This is a genomic window from Dyadobacter psychrophilus, assembly GCF_900167945.1.
GTDB classification, from domain to species: domain Bacteria; phylum Bacteroidota; class Bacteroidia; order Cytophagales; family Spirosomataceae; genus Dyadobacter; species Dyadobacter psychrophilus.
This window is the reverse complement of sequence record NZ_FUZA01000002.1, coordinates 458,843-476,385: the sequence shown is the minus strand read 5'-3', so window position 1 is coordinate 476,385 and position 17,543 is coordinate 458,843. Positions and strand designations below refer to the sequence as shown.

The following is a 17,543-nucleotide window of genomic DNA, read 5'->3' as shown; positions in this document are numbered from 1 at the left end:
ATCTTCCCATGACGCATTTTCCGGTTACAAGTTCCAACCTGTCGATTTCTCATCTGGCCGAATTCCTGAAAGCGAAATATTTCCCAAACGCCGTAGTTACGTGCAGACTCCTTAAAGCTGGCATTAGCCACACATATCTGGTCAATGCTTCCGGCTCCAGACATATTTTTCGCATTTACACATTCGGCTGGCGAAGCGAGACAGAAATCAACGAGGAGCTGCGGTTACTTTTGCACTTAAAACAGAACGGTATTCCCGTTTCATATCCTGTTACTGACGAAGAAGGCCGCTATATCCAATCGTTCAATGCTCCGGAAGGCGACAGGCTTGGCGTAATGTTCTCTTATGCAGAAGGTGAAAAGCAACTGAATTTTTCACCGGATATGCATTTCAAAATTGGCGCAATAATGGCTCAAATGCATGTGTTGACAAAAGATTTTTTTCTGGAAAGGGTTACCTACACAAGCAAGACAATCCTGATCGACCCACTGGAACAAATTAGTAAATTTTTGGCAGCAGACGCAGAAGAAATGGCATTTCTAAGCGATGCGAAGGATTTTTTATTACAGGAATTCGCCAATGCTGATGAAAGCCAGTTGCGGAAAGGAGCAGTGCATCTGGATATCTGGTTCGATAACCTTAATATTGACAAGCACAACCAGGTTACGATTTTCGATTTTGACTTTTGTGGAAATGGCTGGCTATGCCTCGATCTGGCTTATTATATTTTGCAATTGCATAGCGTTGAAAAAGACGAACAGGAATGCAGCAGCAAACTTCGTAAGTTTATCGATGGCTATGAATCCGTAACGGCGATCTCCCGGGAGGAAAAAAGGATTATTCCGATGCTGGGTGTAAGCTTGTATTTCTTTTACCTGGGCATCCAATCACAACGGTTCGACAATTTCTCCAATGTCTTTTTTAATGACGTTTACCTGAAAAGGTTCATCAATATCCTGGTCAGAAAGTATTTGGAAACAGCAAAAAACATGCAGCTTTGAGGTCAAAGCTCCGTATTAATCACGCTAATCAAGCACCACTATGCTATTTAAGATCATTTTCCCAGCCCTCTTTCTGACGGGTGTTTACTTTTTAATCAAAAGCATCGGCCGCATTGTGCAGGTTTATGCCGGCCCAAAAATCGAATTCCCTGCAAGGACCGGTTCAAGCCAGCTTAAAATAGATCAGTCCGGTGATTATGAAATCGCTTATAAACGACCGTCGTTAACTGGCGTTATTCCAACAAATTGTGAGTTTAAGTTAACCGAAGATGCAGATCAGCGGGAGTTGAAGGTGATTAGCTCTGTTAATTTGCTGGGTATGCGAAAAGACATGTCCGGCAACCGCGTTGTGCCGGTTGCATCATTCAAGATCGAGCGACCGGGCACATACACATTATGTACCACGGAATCAGCAGGTTTTAAAGAAGGCGATAAATTACTGATCACCACCAAAAGCGGCACAAAAGGCTTTTGGGCCATTCTGGCGATCGCTATTTCAGGCATCGCGACAATTGCGGGCCTGGTTTTAAGCATTCTGGCCTTTTTGAATAAATTTTAGTTATACGCCTTCCGTCACCTTTTTCATTTTGGCAAGTCCCGTTTTTGCAACCAGCAACGCATCCTGCGCATAATAATCTTTGTTGAAAACTTCAAAGGAAAGAATTACCGGCCGCTCCGGGTTTTTCAGCGACTTCAAAAGGTCTTTTAATGGCGCCACGCCGTCACCCGCATACACGCGGTCCGCATCCGTGATCGTTTCCCGCGGAGGCGTTGCAGGATAGTCGTTAATGTGAAAAATTTCTACCAATGGCTTACCAACATCTTTCACTGCATCCATGCCTGAGCCGCCTTTATGCAAATGGTAAACGTCCATTAGCAAACGAGCGGACGGATGTCCCGATTCTACCGCAACGTAAAGGATCTCCCCTACGCGGCTCAGGTTCTTAGAAAAACCCCACAGTTCCAGATGCGGCACCACGCCGGTTTTATCACCCAATTCAAGAATGGTCCGGTAACGCTCAGCTACTTTTGCAAGATCCAGCGAAGCGCCGGTTGTGGCGCCCATAGGCGGCGCAGCAATACGCGGGCAGCCGATTTGCGCCAGTTGATCCATCTCAACTTTCAACTGCTCGATCGCTTTGGAGCGCGCCGATTCATCGTCTACAATCCAGGTCGCAAAGCCAATGGCATCTTCCACTTTAATGCCCAGGTCATCAATGATCTTCTTTGCTTCCTTTACTGTTCCGCCTTCTTTCAGATAGTCCTGCAATGTGTTAATCCATATTTCCACGGATCCGAAGCCTGCCTTCGCAGCCACTTCCAGCTCCTTCCTGAAACCCAGCTTATGACCACGCAAAGTGCTCATATTGAGTGAGTAAATAAAGGGCTGTACTTTGGTTTTCGCTGCTTCGGCAGGCAACATGCCTGTACCGGAAACGGCCAGGATAGAGGATAAAGCGGTTCGGCGGTTCATTCAATTAATAGCTGATTGTAGACTGATATCTTGGTAAAGGGGCTTGCGGGAATTTTTTACCGCAACTTGATGTAAATTGATTGACAAAATCACCTTTAACAACCCTCCTTATGGAACCCGAAGAGTATAAAGTACCCGCCAAAACAAGCATAGGACATGTTCATTTGAAAGTTTCTGACCTGGAAAGAGCCCTCGATTTTTACTGCGGACTTCTGGGCTTCGAAGTCATGGCGCGTTATGGTGCGCAAGCGGCATTCATTTCTGCGGGCGGCTATCATCACCATATCGGCCTCAACACCTGGTATAGTGCAGGCGCACCCGCTGCACCGCAGCATGGCGTAGGACTGTTTCATACTGCGATTCTTTACCCGACGCGCAAGGATCTGGCGATGATTTTCAATCGCCTTCAGCTGGCCGGTTATCCACTGTCAGGGGCGAGCGATCACGGTGTTTCCGAAGCATTATATCTCAATGATCCCGATGATAATGGTGTGGAATTATACTGGGACCGCCCGAAAGAGCTTTGGAATTTCATGCCGGACGGAACGGTCGAAATGTATACTAAGAGCCTTAATTTGAAAGGATTACTGGCAGAATTAAGCTGATTTTTTCTAATATTTCATCATTAAAGTAAGCAGCTTTCGGTCGAGCTTGTGACCGTGCCAGTCCTCGTAAGCCACGTCGTCACGGCGGGAATCCAGCACGCCAAAATCGCCGGCAAACTCCCAAAGAGAAAAACCGATCCCGTTGGACGAAAGGATGTCGAGCACATCGCCGAACCAGGCCAGGAAGACGGCGTGCGGCGTTTTGTTCCAGCATCCGCATTCTCCGCAATGAACGCCTACGCCCTTTCCTACCAGATCAATCCAGGGCTTGTAGAACTTTTCAAGCATGGCGCGGCTGAGATATTGGTCGCCTACCTGGCCGGGCCATTTCGGTTCAGGAATATTTTCTGTGTCCTTCATTGCCCACGGCGCTTTATAATGCGAAATAATACCCGGGTGATAACCCCGGCAACTTTGCCCGATATCCAGATCTGCTATCTCAGGAATTACCGAGCTGCCTACATCGTTGCCATCGGCAATGATCATATGCATGGGATTTTCCTTTCTGATCGCTTCTGAGGCCGCAATGGCAAGTTTTCTGTAAACCGCGCCCGGCACAGAGGACCTTTTTGAATGCTGATCGTTCATATCCTCGCGCATACTTGGCTCGTTCAGCAGGTCGAAGCTGATCTTTTTGGAAGAAACGTTTTTGTATCGCTTCGCCCACAAGTTCCAGTGAAAACAAAAAGCGTCCAGGGCTTTCTGGTCTGTCCACAAATTGTAAGGCTCGTGAAAACCTGCATTCACGCAATATCCAGGCGCGCGGTGCAGGTTGAGGCTTACGTGAATGTTGTATTTATGCGCAGTTGTGACGAGTTTGTCAATGCGGTCAACAGCCTGCTCATCAATCTGATAAACCTCCTCGGGCGTAATGTTGCGGCTCCTGTCAAATTTGAGATAGGCGGGATAAGCCATCGGGACCCTGACAAAGTCAAAACCCCAATCGCTCATCCATTTAAATTGTTCTTCTGTGGTCGGCTTCCGGCTCGAAGCGGGGTCAGGAGAAAAGAAATCCAGCAAATTAAAGCCCTTCCACTTCGGGAGCTTGTTTTTCGCATTTTGATTTTTGAAAGAGAAGCCCGTCGAAATAGCGCCGCCCGCTGCTACTGCTCCGGCTGCCACGCCTGTATTTTTGATAAAAGTCCTGCGATGCATGATAAAACATGTTCGTTGTTACTTTTATAAAATACAAATCGGCCGGTGTTATACTTGTGCGTTCAGCGTGTTAAAAACGCTTTGTTAATTCTGGTAAATGAGGCCAGTTGACGTTGAGCCAGACCTTGTGCTGAAATTGTAGACCATTTCAAACTCTTTGCCCATCATATATTTTTCTTTCAGCTTCTGGTGCAAAGCCGCAGGTTGTTTCACACCGTTCACAATCAGTTCACTCTTGCCCAGCTTGAAAGACAAGTCTTTGCGACTGCTTACCACGCCGCTTTCCAGCAAATCCTTGATAACCGATTCCTGCAACTGCTCATAATTTTTCCGCTCGGTTTCTGCTTCTGCCCGCTCGTCGTCCGCTATTTCACGGTAATTGTCGGCCCTGTTGCGTTGCGCTTCGGCGTAAAGCTTTTGTTGCTCGCCGTAAGCACGCTGTTTTTCTGCATCAGCATACACCACTTTCGCTTGCTTTTCAAATCCTTCCGACTGTTTCCTGTATTCAGCTGATTCCTTTTTGTAAACGTCTGCGGCTTTGCGATACTCTTCCGCCCTGGCTTTGTACAACGCTGCATGCTCTTGATGGACGAATGTTTCCTGGCGGCGTTTTTCCGCGTCCTTGCGCATGATGTCCGCTTCAGCCCTCATTTTATTTGCTTCTTTTCTGTGAACTTCGGCCTCCTCATGATTTTTCACAATGTCCTTCATTACTGCGTCAATCTCCTTCTTGTAATCTCCGTATTGCTCTTTTGGGATTTCTTTTCCGTCAATTCGAAGCAAAGCCGTTTTGCCTTCAATTTGAACAACATCATAATCCTTTCCATTGCTGTTGATCCGGTAAGTGTTTATTCCTTCCGAGTTAATGTTGACATTAGAAATGGAGTTGTGATCGTCTGATGAATCAACTTCGACGGATTGGAAGTTTTCGTTTTTATTATCCTTCTTCTTAGGCAAAGTGTCCTGTGGCACAGCGGAAATTTCTGTTTTCAACGCCTTTACGAAATGGGGACCTGGCCTGCTTTCGGCGATAACGGACGGCGCGGCTTTGGCTGCGGGTGCCACATGTGAGACGGCTGCGGACAGCGCAGCAACGGTGATCAAACTGATTGTTACAAATAATTTTTCCATGGCATTTAGAGGTTTATTATTACTATAAATTATTCGCTTGATTCTGTCCAGCAAATGGTTCCGCTTTTGGGAAAACGCCATCTCAAATGCGGAGCCCTTCCTATTATATTCCTGAAATGAGACCAGTGCGTGAACAAATGACGTCTTGTTCTCCATTACGGCAATCGCCAGATCGTCACAACAATGCTCTCTTTCTTCTTTGATCAATTGAGAGAGCCATAGCAATGCAGGGTTGAAAAAGAAGATGTTTTCACAAAAGATCTGGATTAGGTTTACGAGATAATCACTGCGTTTGATGTGTGCCAGTTCATGCAGTAATATAGCCTCTATCTGCGCCTCGGGAATATTGACAAAAAGCCCGAACGGGATGATAACCAGCGGCTTGAAGACCCCTATAACCATCGGAACAGTTACATTTTCAGATTCAATTACGCTGATAACCTGCCTGATCTTCATCTTTTCCGCAAGTTTATCAAACTTGTGTTTCCAACTGTCCCTAAGCGGGTGAATGTTGTTCGTCTTGATTTTGCGTAGATAAAGCATCCCGGCCGTTGCCTGAAACGATTTAAATGCAAATACCACAAACCATATTGCCACGATCACCTGGGCATTCTGGCTGCAAAAATTCATGATAAGACTGCTCCACGAGACGCCATCGTTCATTCCGCTCAAACTTGAAGCTGTAAGGTCGGCGACTTCCGCACTCGTGTTGCCCGAAACTAGGGTTAACCCGCTGCTTTGGGCGATGATCCGGTCCGCTGAAAACAGCGATATAAAGGTATAACATGCCGCCGCAACAAAACCGAAAAGCAGCATTGCCAGCAGATTGTAGCGTGTGGCGGGCCTTGCCTTTTTAGTGAACGTCAGTAATAACCCGGCCAGAATGGCAATGAGAAATCCCTGCCATATGGAGTGAATCAGCGTCAGGGAAAGCGCCTGCACCAGTTTTTGGATATGCGGTTCATTCATGTTCATGGCTATCGGATGCTGTAAGGTGTTACTTATCCAGTTTTTTCAAAAAATCCTTAATCTCGTTCAACTCTTCCTGCGATGTATTTTTGTTGCCAAAAAGCTGCATGACCAAATTCGAAGCCGAACCCTTGTACATGGAATCGACAAACTTTTCCAGCAAGGCGTTTTTGGTTTTATCCTCTGCCTCCGCTGGACTATATACGTGCTTCATACTGCTTTCATCGCGGATCACAATGCCTTTTTCGGCCATAATCTGCATCAGCTTCAAAGTCGAAGAATACTGCACCGCTCTCTTTTCTTCATTCAGCTTATCGTTCACGAACCTGACGGTCGACGGGCCGTGTTCCCAAAGCACCTGTAATATCTCAAGTTCCGATTTTGTAGGCTCCATCATGCTATTTGTTTAACCACCTTTCAAAGGTAGGAAAAATTTCGTACGAAAAAATATTTAGGTAAAATAATTATTTATTTTCAATCATTTCTTTTTTAAAATGCCTTTTTCAACGCTATCCTCAATTAATTGCTCGGCATAATTCCAGATGGACGCCGAACCGTTCCTGATCACCTGCTTTTTCTCATACACTTTGGCATAATCAACCCCAAACTCCTTCCAGGTCCCGCCGTCATTGGAAACATTTTGCAGCAATGGTTCCAGCCGGTCCATAGACTTGGCAAATTTCGCCTCATCCGTTTCCCCTGCTTCAAATTCCTCCCAGATAGCGATCAGCTCATCGCATTGCGACTTAGGGAGCATTCCGAAAATTCTTTCGGCAGCCAGGCGCTCCTGGTCTGTGTTCACGTGATTTTTAGCCGTGTCATAAATAAATGTGTCTCCGGCGTCAATCTCGACAATGTCGTGGATCAACACCATTTTCAGCACTTTCAATACATCAACAGGCACATTGGCATGTTGTGATAAAATAATGGCCATCATGGCCAGGTGCCAGCTGTGTTCGGCGTCGTTTTCGTTGCGGTCGCTTGCGAATAACCTGGTTTTTCGCTGGATGTATTTGAGTTTATCAATTTCCTTAATAAATTCTATTTGCTTCAAAAGATCTTCCTGCTGCATATTTTCCATTATTTTAAATAAAAAAGCCGTCCCGGAAACATTCCCGCGACGGCCACAAAATTAATTACATTTATCAGGCTCCTAATGCTTTTTTAGCATACTCAACACATTTCGCCGTTTCCTTTACTGCGTCCGAACCTGCCGGGATCTCGTATTCCAGCTCAATGGTTGCCGGAAACTTGTATTTCCTGGCGCGCATCAGTTCCAAAGCTGCTGTAATAGGCGTGTCTCCTTGTCCCCAGGGCACATTAGCACCACCATTCTCCTTATTTTTTCTGTCTTTGACGTGCATGCTTACAATGTGGTCGTGCTTGGTTTCGATCAGCGGGATCGGGTCAAAACCTGCGGCCACATAATGTCCCATATCAAAGTTCATCGCATTGTATTTTGATTGGTTCAAAGCCGTGTCCCACCAGGTCGGCGTTTGCTGCGTATGACCGTGGTAACCTACATACACTTTGTTTTTAGCCGCAATGTCGCCCAGGCGTTTTGTCTGCGCAGGGTCATTCGGCTGCTCAATCGTAGCCTGGTTGGCACCTAATGCTTTGGCGGCACGGAAAGCATAGTCCACTTCCTGATCCGTATTTTTCTCGCCCAATGCGGATGGTTTGAATGCGTAAATGCTTACGCCGGCATCATTATACATTTTGCGCAGCTGGACAAATTTGTCCATAGGAACCTTGGCGCGCCATTCAGCCATTTTCACCACATGTTCGGCCTGCGCAGCCTTTTGCTCATCGGTAAGCTCGGGACGCTTGCCTCCTGTCCAGGGCGGCATTTTCGGTCCCTCGGGCGCACCCGCAAATAATTCACCCGTTGGTCCCATGAGCTCAATCGCGCTGATATTGGCGTCAATGCAATATTTAAGAATGTCCTCTGCGCCGCCCGGCATACTCCGCCAGGAATAAGTTATTGCCCCCACCTGCACACCATTGAAAAGTGAATTGGGTTTGCCCAGATTCTTGATATAGGCCGGAAAGCCAAAGCCAGTGGTTGGCAACAGGCCCACGCCAGCCGTTAAAAGTGCGGACGCGCTCAAAAACTGACGTCTTGAAATTTCGTGTTCTGCCATGATTAGTAAAGGTTATTGACCAGGTTGTTAGTAATATCTGCCTACGTATTTATTTTCAACGACTATTTTCTTCATCTTATGCGGATCAATCGGCCCCTGCTGTGCGTAAACGATCTTTCCGCCCGGCTCTACCAGGAGCGTATAAGGCAATGCGCCCTGCCACTTAGGATCAATGGCTTCGATCAGCTTATACTTGTCTTCTACATTGAAGATGTAATTTTTGTTAGAAGCAAATTTGCCTTGCAGGAATTTCAACGCCTTTTCTTTTTTGTCAGGACTATCGGCGCTGATGGATACAAACTCAAAATCACGGCCGCGATACATATGGTGCATGGCCATGAAATCGGGAAATTCCGTGACACAAGGCCCGCACCAGGTGGCCCAGACATTAATGAGCCGCAGCTTGTCCGACTTGTTACTGATAAGTTCTTTTAACCCCGCCTCATCGATGGTTTCCAATGTCACGGGCTCCTTTGCCCAGCCAGCTTTCTCTTTTTGCACGCCGTCTTCTTTGGATATCCATTTCATGGAACAGCCAAATGTTTTAGTGGAAGGAACGGGAACCGGTTTATTGGCCAGCAGCGCTTCAATAGCGTTTTTCGCATCCAGATTCTTGGGTGGACTTGTTGGTTTTTCAACGTCATCAATCCGGCCGTGATATTGCAGCTTCCTGGCTTTGTCAAAAACAAAAATGTGCGGGGTAGCAACCGGGCCGTAGGCCAATGCCGTTTTCTGATCATCGCCATCAAACAGATATGGGAAATTATAAGCCATATCTTTTGCGCGTATCTTCATCTCGTCATATGTGTCGCTCAGATCGGTATAACCGAGTTCATCCAGGCGGATTGCCTTGGGATCATTGGAAGAGATCGCGACCAGCGCAAAGCCTTTGGACTTGTAGTCTGCAGTTAGTTTCTTGATACGTTCCTCATAAGCCTGCGCCGTAGGGCAATGATTACAGGTAAAAACGATGGCCAGAACGGGCGCAGCGGCAAAACTTTTCAGTGAATATTTTTTGCCATCAACGCCCAAAAGATTGAAATCAGGAGCCGCGGCGCCGATTTTTAATGTCTCGGGCTGTTCGGCTTTTGAATCAATGTTTGTAGAAACGAGAACAATAAGCGCAAATAAAATCTTGTAATATGTCCGCATAACGATCTCCTATTTGATTTAGCGTTTAATTTAAATCAAAAGCAGATCTATTACAATAAATTACTGGTATCGTAACATTTATTTGGGCAGTTCAACCTGCGCCGTTGTTCTCAGATAAGCCACGAGCTCAGTCACTTCTTTATCCGACAAGGCTTCCAAAAGTCCCGACGGCATCATGGAAACCGGCGTTACTTCCCGCGTTTGAATATCCGATTTATTGATAGCCACCGCGTCCTGTCCCACAATGCGCAATGTGACCTGACGCTCGGTTTCCTTGGCAACGTTACCCACATATGTGCGCCCGTCACGCGTAGTCACGACCACCATTTTGTAATCATCCTGAATTTCACCGCTCGGATCCAGGATATTGCCCAGCAGATAGTCCAGATTGGCGCGGTTTGAGCCGGTAAGTTCGGGCCCGATTATGCCGCCCTCGCCGTAAAGTTTATGACAAGGCGCACACGTCCTTTGAAAAATCATGCGCCCGTGGTTGCGGCTGGCTTCGGAAACGCTTTTGTCTGTGAGCAAACCCTTGTATTTTTTATAAGCTTTTTCATCAAATGCCACGTGGTCGATCGGCCCCCAAACTTCCACAAAACCACTTCCTACGACCCGTCTGAGCTGGCGCGCAACATATGTAGGAATGTCCTTTTTAGGAATTACATTTTTTGAAATGGCCTGCGTGAGCAGCCAACCCGACTTGGGCCTGGAAGCAAGAGTTTGAATGGCCTCGGCTTTTTCACTTGCATCGAATTTCGGATATTGGTCAAGTAGCAGTTTACCTAGCGCTTCGCTGTCGTAACCAGCCATGGCGCGAATAGCGTCAAGTTTTAAGTCATTGTTATTAAGCAATGTTGGTAACTCATTTACCAGTTCCGGCCTTTGCCTGATGGCCAATGCCTGCAATGCTTTCCGGCGCTGATCCACTGGCGCATTCGCATTTTTTAATGTTACCAAGAAGTTTTTTGCTGCTTCCGTATCTCCAAAATGCTGCGAGATTTCCAGCGCCAGTTTCGCAGCCGGTTCGTTTGCCTGTTTCAGCTTTGCATAAACTGCTTTCCAGTTCGCAGGTGTTTTAATGTCTGTCCTTCCTTCGAGCCCATCGCGCATGCCTTCCATAAGCGCCAGGTGATTTGCGGGCATTTTACCAATGGCCGATACAACTGCTTCCACAGCATCGGCATCGACGGATCGACGGGCGATAAATTGGGTTACCATTGGAATTTTGCTCTTTCCAGCCATTTCCAAAGCTTTGGCAGGACTGGTTTTTACCAACGGTTCAATGCCATACCAGATCATTTTAGGTATGTTGTGGTCGTCGGCGTCCATTTGATGTGCAAGCAGATTTTCCGCAATGCTCCATCGCTGCGATTGATCCATGCGCTGCAATGCGGATGCGAGATAGAGCCGAACAACAGGTGATGGATCGTCTTTGGCAAGCTTCACAAACTTGGCAACCGTTTCCTGCGAAGGTTTATTGGTTTCACATAAAAACTGGATTGCCCAAGCCCGGATATAAGCATCTTTGTCTTCCAATGCGCCCGATAATGCCGTGACATCCAGACCATTGGTCACCTGCAAAGCCCACATGGCACGAAGTCGGTAATCCGCATTGCCATCTTTTAAATAAATGTCGACGAGCTTTTGATGAGCTTCTTTAGAAAAAGCCCCCTTCCCAGCTCTGTTTTGCAAAATGATCCTCGCCCGCCGCGCATGCCATTCGCTTTTACTGGTTTGTAAGTTAGCAAGTGCGACATCAGACATTTTAGCCAGATCATCATAACGACCTTTCCAGTTTTCAGCATTCGAAACTTTGGGCATAATCCTGAAAATACGGCCCGTTTCTGAGTTCAAAACATCCGATCCGCAAATGTCGGCATCATGCCAGTCCAGCACATACATGCCGCCTTCCGGCCCTATTTCCATGCTGAAACCCACCCATTGCGCATTATTGGCCATCATAAAATCGTCGCCATGCTTGCCGCTGAAACCGGAGCCTTTGGGCGTGAGAATGTCAGATAAAATGCCATGCTCGTGAATGTTGGCCATAAATATTTTCCCACGTTCTGATTCCGGGAAAGCGTCGGATAAGTAAACGCGTGCGCCGCCATGCGCCGAGCGGTGCGTGTGATCGGCAATGGTTTTGATATCATTATAAACATACGGATTGAAATGCTGTCCGCCCTGCCGGTGATAAATGCCACCCGGCACAACATGCCATAAATGCGGGATCACACAAGCCGTCATCAGCAACTGGCCCTTTGCATCATAATCAATGCCCCACGGATTGCTGAAACCATGTGCTACAACTTCAAAAATATTTTTAGTAGGATGGTAACGCCACACGCCGCCATTGATATCGACGCCATTTTCTACTTCAAAATTCTCCGGAAACGGGTCCTTATGCTTATAAAGCTTGCCTTTGTCTTTGGGCTTACCCACTTTGGAAGGCGTTGCAAAACCCTGCAAACCATACAGCCAGCCATCAGGTCCCCAGTGGAAACTGTTCAATGTTTCGTGCCGGTCGCGGATGCCCCAGCCTGTTAAACGCACCTCAATGTTCTCCATATCGGCTTTATCGTCGCCGTTTTTATCCGGGACAAAAAGCAAATTAGGCGGTGCGCCCACGAAAACGCCATCAAAACCAACGGCAATCGCCGAAGGAAACGCAATTCCTTCCATGAACACTTTCCTGCTGTCCGCTACGCCATCACCATTGGTATCTTCCAGAATTAAGATCCGGCTGTCACCGGCATTGGAAAAGCCCTTTCCTCTTGACTCATAATCCTTGTTTTCGGCGATCCACATCCGGCCCTTGTCATCCCAGCAGAAAGCCATCGGCTGTGTCATCATGGGTTCCGATGCATACGCATTCACCTGAAAACCATCTTTGATCGTCATAGCCGCAACGGCTTCCTGCGCATTCAGGAATTTGGCCTCCCTGCCCTCTTTTTGCGCAATGGCCCATAATGCTGCCGTATTATAGGTGCCATTATTCCCTATAAACTCTCCAAATGTTTTATTGAGCTCCACATCATTCAGCTCGCCGGTGTAAATCACCAGTTCGTGCTTGATGGTTTCGGTTTCGCCTTTTTTAATGTGCCAATCCGCCTTCCGAGCCCGCGCGGGACCAGCGCCTAATTGTGTGTCTACGCGCCAGGTTTGGGGATAACCTTTGTTTTCCGGATGATCCAGGATTGCAATGTGTGCCAGATTATCCCGGCCCTCCACCTGCATGCCGATATCCACCCACATAGCGGCCTGGCCCTCGGCTTTTTCATTTTTTTGGCGGGCAGCGTTTACCACTTCACCCTTAATGCCCTCTTTCCAGGGCATGCGCACAAACAATCCACCATAATCATATTTTCCAATGGTCACATCTGTTTGTGCCTCGCCATTCCATTCCAGATCGAGCAAATATTTCCCATCCTTAAAACGCATGGACCAGTTTTGCGTTTCGGTTAAAACGGCTTTGCCCGTTGAATCCAGGAGATTATAGACGGTTTGCCATTTCACTTCGGTCCCTTTTGCTTCGGTAACTTTTGCTGAAACCCTTTTCCAGTAATCGCCGTCGGGATGGTGGAAATAATCCCTTCCGTTCACCCGCGTGTAACCCCAGTAAATACCCGTCTGATGTTTGTGATGCCCGGGACTGTATTCGGTAAGTACGCCTTTGCCATCCGGTGCCGTGATCGGGTGCAGGTAAGGCCTGAAACCGGCTTTGGCGTTCTGCACTAAAATCGGCTTTTTATCTGTGCCGCTAAATATACTGATGGTCTCTTCTGCTTCGTTTTGAACGGCAGAAAGTGAATTTGCTGCAACCGGAGTTTTTTTGATTTCCTCAGTAGAATTTCTGAAATTATATCCGAAATTGAGCAGCAGGAAAATAATGAAAAGCGGGGCTGACCTGACGATTTGCATGGGTTAAGGATCAGATTTTGGTAATTAAAAGGGCTTAGAATGACTGGAATAAGCGACATATCTCCCCAAAATACTCTTCCGACTTTCCACTGGACTATTTTAAACAAGAAAGGTTTCGTTTCGCTATGATGCTGATCAAATCCATATTACTGCTGATAATGATTATCATGATGGACCATCATGGGATTATTTACCGCGGCGTGGAGCAGAAAAAAGATGCGGATTACCAGGGCCGGATCACGGATATTAATCCGTTGATCCTGCACAAGGGAAAGCTTAGCGGATCATGGCGGCTGATTGATTTCGACAAAAATTTCAAAAATGGTGAATTAATAAAAGCAGCAGGCAGAGTGAATGAGGTGCTGGTTTCATTTTTCCCCGACAGCACGTTCACACGTGTTTATCATACAGGGAAATACGATTTCGGCCATTATTCTTACGACGAGAACGAACAATCGCTTTTGTTGACTGCCAATCGGAATACGGAGGAATTGAAGGTCGTTACGCAAACGTCACCATCCGGGCAGCAGCGGCTTCTTGTGGAGTTTTTGCCGGGCAAAAGTCTTTCGCTTGCGCAGTATGGTGCACCTATGGACAAGTTTATGGAAGATCCGTTTTCAGTCCAGAACAATGCATGGCGCATACGCCCTTCCGCACCGGAAACTAAGGACCAGATTTTTAACCGGCTGATTAATTACATAGGACATAATGCTTCCATTCTACGGGCAGCTTATATCCGGGAGCAGGATTTCATATCCTGGGAATTTTCCAAAGGCATCATCAAGGTTTATAATGTAGGCATTGGCATCGTTCCGAAAAATGAAGTGCCGCAGGTTTGGATCGATAGTTTTCACTCCCGTGAGGATGCAATGCAGTGTTATGCACTGTTTGAAAATTATCTACGCAATGGCAAGCATACCAAGCACAACTCCGGCAACTGGGTGAAGGACGACTATCAAATCCTGGCCGACATTCGCGAGGGACTGCTCAGATGGCAAAAAACCGGCGTTCGCGAATAATGCGGGCACAAAAAAAGAGGGAGAAATGATCCCCCTCTTTAACTTTTGATTCTCAATAAAACCTTCTTAAACTAAGGCTGATTTCAATTACTTCGTAGTGCTCTTCAATTGTAGACCTACGATAGCTGCTTTTTGTGATGCACTGTGATTGTTGGTGTCAACCGAATTTTTTGCCTTCTGGGGCGCTGGACTCTCCAAAACTGGAAGTGAAGCTGGAAGTGCTTTGCTTAATCCTGTAACCTTTACTTTTTCTTCAACTGTATATGCAGTAGTATTAGCGTTAGCGTAAGTTGCGAATGTCATGGCCATCAAGGCTGCTACGAACAAGTTTTTTGTATTTTTCATCGTTAATAGTGTTTACGTTTTCTTTTTTGTTTCTGTTGTTATTTCGAGTACAAATATACTACAATATTCTGAATACAAACGTTCAGGCAAACATTAAGCTTTATAATATTTGGTTGAAATGCGCTAAAAATACGCTTACCAGTGTCACTTAACGAGTGAAAAATATAGTATTATTCAAAGATTATAAATTGAAAAGTAACTGAAATCTCAAATTTATGACTTAACTTAATTTCGTTCGACAAGGTGTTTGGTCAATCTTAGAACAATCCTATTTTAAATACTGAGATACAATTTGGCAATTGTATTAACATTCAAAATAAAATTTGGAGTGCATTATATCAATAGGGATTTTTGCCAAATTTTCCCCCAAATCCTGCCTGCTTCGAAAAAATATTTTGAAAAAAATTTGAAATATTTTTAGGCGATTGATTATTCGGTCAGTTTTTCGGCTGTTTTTATAAACTTTGCAGGCCAATCGAGTAAGTTTGCACCTATGAAAGTGTGTATTGCTGAAAAGCCAAGTGTAGCCAAGGACATTGCCGGAATTATCGGGGCCAATCAGCGCAAGGATGGTTATTACGAAGGAAACGGTTATCAGGTAACGTGGACATTCGGGCATTTCTGTACTTTAAAAGAACCCCACGACTACACAGAACGCTGGAAATCGTGGCGGCTGGAAGATCTGCCAATGATCCCTTCCAATTTTGGTATCAAGCTGATAGACAATGCTGGTGCGATGAAGCAATTTGCGGTGATCGAAAGTTTGGTCAGCAAATGTGAGGAAGTCATCAACTGCGGGGATGCGGGCCAGGAAGGCGAGCTGATACAGCGCTGGGTTTTGTTGAAAGCAAAATGTGCCGTGCCGGTTAAGCGCCTCTGGATATCTTCACTTACCGAACAAGCCATCCGCGAAGGCTTTGAAAAACTCAAAGACAGTGCCCTTTACAACAACTTATATGCGGCCGGCAGCGCGCGCGCCATCGGCGACTGGCTGCTGGGCATGAATGCGACCCGGCTTTTCACCAAAAAATTCGGTCAGGGAAAAGTGGTGCTGAGCATTGGTCGCGTGCAAACGCCTACGCTTGCACTCATAGTACAGCGACAAAAGGAGATCAATGCATTTGTTTCCGAAGAATACTGGGAGCTGAAAACCATTTACCGGGAAACAGAATTCACTGCGACCATTGATCGCATCAGAAATGAGGAAAAGGCTAACAAAGGCCTCGCTTATCTCCTGCTGCACGATTTTGAAATAACCTCATTCGAAAAAAAGGAAGGAAAAGAAGGAAACCCACGCCTTTTCGACCTGACTTCCCTGCAAGTGGAAGCCAACAAAAAGTACGGCTATTCCGCTGAGGACACATTGAAACACATTCAAAACCTTTACGAAAAGAAGTTTGTCACTTACCCAAGAGTTGACACGACTTATCTTTCGGAGGATTTGCATCCCAAAATTGAAGGCATTTTAAGGGAGCTCACCTACTACGCCCAATACACGGCGCCGCTTTTAGAAAAACCAATTCCGAAATCGAAAACGGTTTTTGATGATAAAAAAGTAACCGATCACCATGCCATTATCCCAACCGGCGTGCTTCCTAACCACATTAGCCAGGACGAAAAACGCATTTATGATCTGATTGTCCGCCGGTTTATTGCTGCCTTTTATCCGGAATGTAAGGTTTCCAACACAACGGTTTTGGGTAAAGTTGGACAAGTGGAATTTAAAGCGACAGGAAAGCAGATTCTCGAACCGGGCTGGCGGGCTGTGTATGCCAATGATGCGAGCGCAAAAAAGGAAGCTGCGGAGGAGGAAAAGCTGATGCCCAACTTCGAGGTGGGCGAAAGAGGTCCGCATGAGCCGCGTGTCCATCAGGGAAAAACTACACCACCAAAAGCGTATACGGAAGCCACATTGTTACGGGCCATGGAAACGGCAGGAAAGCAGGTGGAAGACGAAGAAATGCGTGAGTTGTTAAAAGACAACGGCATAGGCAGGCCTTCAACGCGGGCAAACATTATTGAAACGCTTTTCAAAAGGCGTTACATTGAAAAGAAAAAGAAGAATATTTTCGCTACACAAACCGGCATGGATCTCATTGATACGATCCAGAATGAATTGCTAAAAAGCGCGGAATTAACGGGTAACTGGGAAAGAAAGCTGCGCCTGATCGAAAAGGGTGACTATTCCATGGAAACATTCAAGCAGGAACTCATTCAAATGGTTGTGGAGTTGACAAACGAAGTTAAAAACAACCGTGGCAGGGCCATCAGCATTGCCGAAGAAGCTCCGATTGAGGTCCTGAAAGAAGAAAAGGAGAAACGGCCGGCCAAGCCAAAAGAGCCAAAGGAAGAGATCAATATTGAATCCCTTACCTGCCCCAAATGCAAGGAACAGTTGCTAAAAAGAGGAAAAGCTGCTTATGGCTGTTCTAATTTCAGCGCTTGCGGCTTTAAAATCCCGTTTGAATTTTTGGGCAAAAAGCTCAGCGACAAGCATGTTTACGATTTGCTGAGCAAAGGTAAAACGGCCAAAATAAAGGGGTTGCAAATCCCCGGAAACCCCGAAACCACAGACGCAAAGTTAATCATGAACGGAGATTTCAACTTTGAGGTTGGTTAAGATCAAA

General features: G+C 46.3%; 14 protein-coding genes. 5 read left to right on the top strand and 9 right to left on the bottom strand.

Features of this window, described 5'->3' with window-relative positions; translation table 11 throughout:
* The first annotated feature begins 8 nt into the window (after positions 1-8).
* Positions 9-1,001: a phosphotransferase enzyme family protein gene (locus tag B5X68_RS09070; RefSeq protein ID WP_082214376.1), complete on the top strand. Its 993-nt coding sequence runs from the start codon at positions 9-11 to the stop codon at positions 999-1,001.
* 40 nt (positions 1,002-1,041) lie between these two features.
* A complete protein-coding gene (locus tag B5X68_RS09065) occupies positions 1,042-1,560 on the top strand; it encodes a hypothetical protein (protein ID WP_082214375.1) in 519 nt (172 codons plus the stop codon).
* Here B5X68_RS09065 and B5X68_RS09060 read toward each other — a convergent pair whose 3' ends face one another.
* Positions 1,561-2,475, bottom strand: coding sequence for a sugar phosphate isomerase/epimerase family protein (locus tag B5X68_RS09060; RefSeq protein ID WP_082214374.1), 915 nt, complete (start codon positions 2,473-2,475; stop codon positions 1,561-1,563). It lies immediately after the preceding gene.
* Between the two features lie 110 nt (positions 2,476-2,585).
* Here B5X68_RS09060 and B5X68_RS09055 point away from each other — a divergent pair, with 110 nt between their 5' ends.
* Positions 2,586-3,080: a VOC family protein gene (locus tag B5X68_RS09055; RefSeq protein WP_082214373.1), complete on the top strand. Its 495-nt coding sequence runs from the start codon at positions 2,586-2,588 to the stop codon at positions 3,078-3,080.
* A gap of 6 nt (positions 3,081-3,086) precedes the next feature.
* Here the strand turns inward: B5X68_RS09055 and B5X68_RS09050 are convergent, their stop codons facing one another.
* The 7 genes from B5X68_RS09050 to B5X68_RS09020 form a co-directional block, all read right to left on the bottom strand.
* Complete coding sequence (locus B5X68_RS09050) at positions 3,087-4,235, bottom strand: glycoside hydrolase family 5 protein (protein WP_082214372.1); 1,149 nt, start codon at positions 4,233-4,235, stop codon at positions 3,087-3,089.
* Positions 4,236-4,319: 84 nt separating this feature from the next.
* Complete coding sequence (locus B5X68_RS09045; RefSeq protein WP_082214371.1) at positions 4,320-6,341, bottom strand: M56 family metallopeptidase; 2,022 nt, start codon at positions 6,339-6,341, stop codon at positions 4,320-4,322.
* Between the two features lie 22 nt (positions 6,342-6,363).
* Positions 6,364-6,729: a BlaI/MecI/CopY family transcriptional regulator gene (locus tag B5X68_RS09040; protein WP_082215284.1), complete on the bottom strand. Its 366-nt coding sequence runs from the start codon at positions 6,727-6,729 to the stop codon at positions 6,364-6,366.
* A gap of 84 nt (positions 6,730-6,813) precedes the next feature.
* Positions 6,814-7,407 (bottom strand): HD domain-containing protein, encoded by a 594-nt coding sequence (locus B5X68_RS09035; RefSeq protein ID WP_082215283.1) that lies wholly within the window; start codon positions 7,405-7,407, stop codon positions 6,814-6,816.
* A 73-nt stretch (positions 7,408-7,480) separates the two neighbouring features.
* Positions 7,481-8,479: a sugar phosphate isomerase/epimerase family protein gene (locus tag B5X68_RS09030; protein ID WP_082214370.1), complete on the bottom strand. Its 999-nt coding sequence runs from the start codon at positions 8,477-8,479 to the stop codon at positions 7,481-7,483.
* 27 nt (positions 8,480-8,506) lie between these two features.
* The gene (locus B5X68_RS09025) at positions 8,507-9,631 is read right to left on the bottom strand and encodes a redoxin domain-containing protein (protein WP_082214369.1); all 1,125 of its coding nucleotides are present in this window, start codon (positions 9,629-9,631) and stop codon (positions 8,507-8,509) included.
* Between the two features lie 78 nt (positions 9,632-9,709).
* Entirely contained in the window at positions 9,710-13,552 is a 3,843-nt protein-coding gene (locus B5X68_RS09020; RefSeq protein WP_082214368.1) for a PVC-type heme-binding CxxCH protein, read from the bottom strand.
* 167 nt (positions 13,553-13,719) lie between these two features.
* Here B5X68_RS09020 and B5X68_RS09015 point away from each other — a divergent pair, with 167 nt between their 5' ends.
* The gene (locus tag B5X68_RS09015; RefSeq protein ID WP_141110245.1) at positions 13,720-14,571 is read left to right on the top strand and encodes a hypothetical protein; all 852 of its coding nucleotides are present in this window, start codon (positions 13,720-13,722) and stop codon (positions 14,569-14,571) included.
* A gap of 87 nt (positions 14,572-14,658) precedes the next feature.
* Here B5X68_RS09015 and B5X68_RS09010 read toward each other — a convergent pair whose 3' ends face one another.
* The gene (locus B5X68_RS09010) at positions 14,659-14,916 is read right to left on the bottom strand and encodes a hypothetical protein (protein ID WP_082214366.1); all 258 of its coding nucleotides are present in this window, start codon (positions 14,914-14,916) and stop codon (positions 14,659-14,661) included.
* A gap of 493 nt (positions 14,917-15,409) precedes the next feature.
* Here B5X68_RS09010 and B5X68_RS09005 point away from each other — a divergent pair, with 493 nt between their 5' ends.
* Entirely contained in the window at positions 15,410-17,536 is a 2,127-nt protein-coding gene (locus B5X68_RS09005; protein ID WP_082214365.1) for a type IA DNA topoisomerase, read from the top strand.
* Positions 17,537-17,543: the final 7 nt, after the last annotated feature.

Excerpts from the sequence above, each read along its gene's own strand:
- B5X68_RS09070 (WP_082214376.1), top strand. The coding sequence starts at position 9 with ATGACGCATTTTCCGGTTACAAGTTCCAACCTGTCGATTTCTCATCTG.
- B5X68_RS09065 (WP_082214375.1), top strand. The coding sequence starts at position 1,042 with ATGCTATTTAAGATCATTTTCCCAGCCCTCTTTCTGACGGGTGTTTAC.
- B5X68_RS09060 (WP_082214374.1), bottom strand. The coding sequence starts at position 2,475 with ATGAACCGCCGAACCGCTTTATCCTCTATCCTGGCCGTTTCCGGTACA.
- B5X68_RS09055 (WP_082214373.1), top strand. The coding sequence starts at position 2,586 with ATGGAACCCGAAGAGTATAAAGTACCCGCCAAAACAAGCATAGGACAT.
- B5X68_RS09050 (WP_082214372.1), bottom strand. The coding sequence starts at position 4,235 with ATGCATCGCAGGACTTTTATCAAAAATACAGGCGTGGCAGCCGGAGCA.
- B5X68_RS09045 (WP_082214371.1), bottom strand. The coding sequence starts at position 6,341 with ATGAACATGAATGAACCGCATATCCAAAAACTGGTGCAGGCGCTTTCC.
- B5X68_RS09040 (WP_082215284.1), bottom strand. The coding sequence starts at position 6,729 with ATGGAGCCTACAAAATCGGAACTTGAGATATTACAGGTGCTTTGGGAA.
- B5X68_RS09035 (WP_082215283.1), bottom strand. The coding sequence starts at position 7,407 with ATGCAGCAGGAAGATCTTTTGAAGCAAATAGAATTTATTAAGGAAATT.
- B5X68_RS09030 (WP_082214370.1), bottom strand. The coding sequence starts at position 8,479 with ATGGCAGAACACGAAATTTCAAGACGTCAGTTTTTGAGCGCGTCCGCA.
- B5X68_RS09025 (WP_082214369.1), bottom strand. The coding sequence starts at position 9,631 with ATGCGGACATATTACAAGATTTTATTTGCGCTTATTGTTCTCGTTTCT.
- B5X68_RS09020 (WP_082214368.1), bottom strand. The coding sequence starts at position 13,552 with ATGCAAATCGTCAGGTCAGCCCCGCTTTTCATTATTTTCCTGCTGCTC.
- B5X68_RS09015 (WP_141110245.1), top strand. The coding sequence starts at position 13,720 with ATGATGGACCATCATGGGATTATTTACCGCGGCGTGGAGCAGAAAAAA.
- B5X68_RS09010 (WP_082214366.1), bottom strand. The coding sequence starts at position 14,916 with ATGAAAAATACAAAAAACTTGTTCGTAGCAGCCTTGATGGCCATGACA.
- B5X68_RS09005 (WP_082214365.1), top strand. The coding sequence starts at position 15,410 with ATGAAAGTGTGTATTGCTGAAAAGCCAAGTGTAGCCAAGGACATTGCC.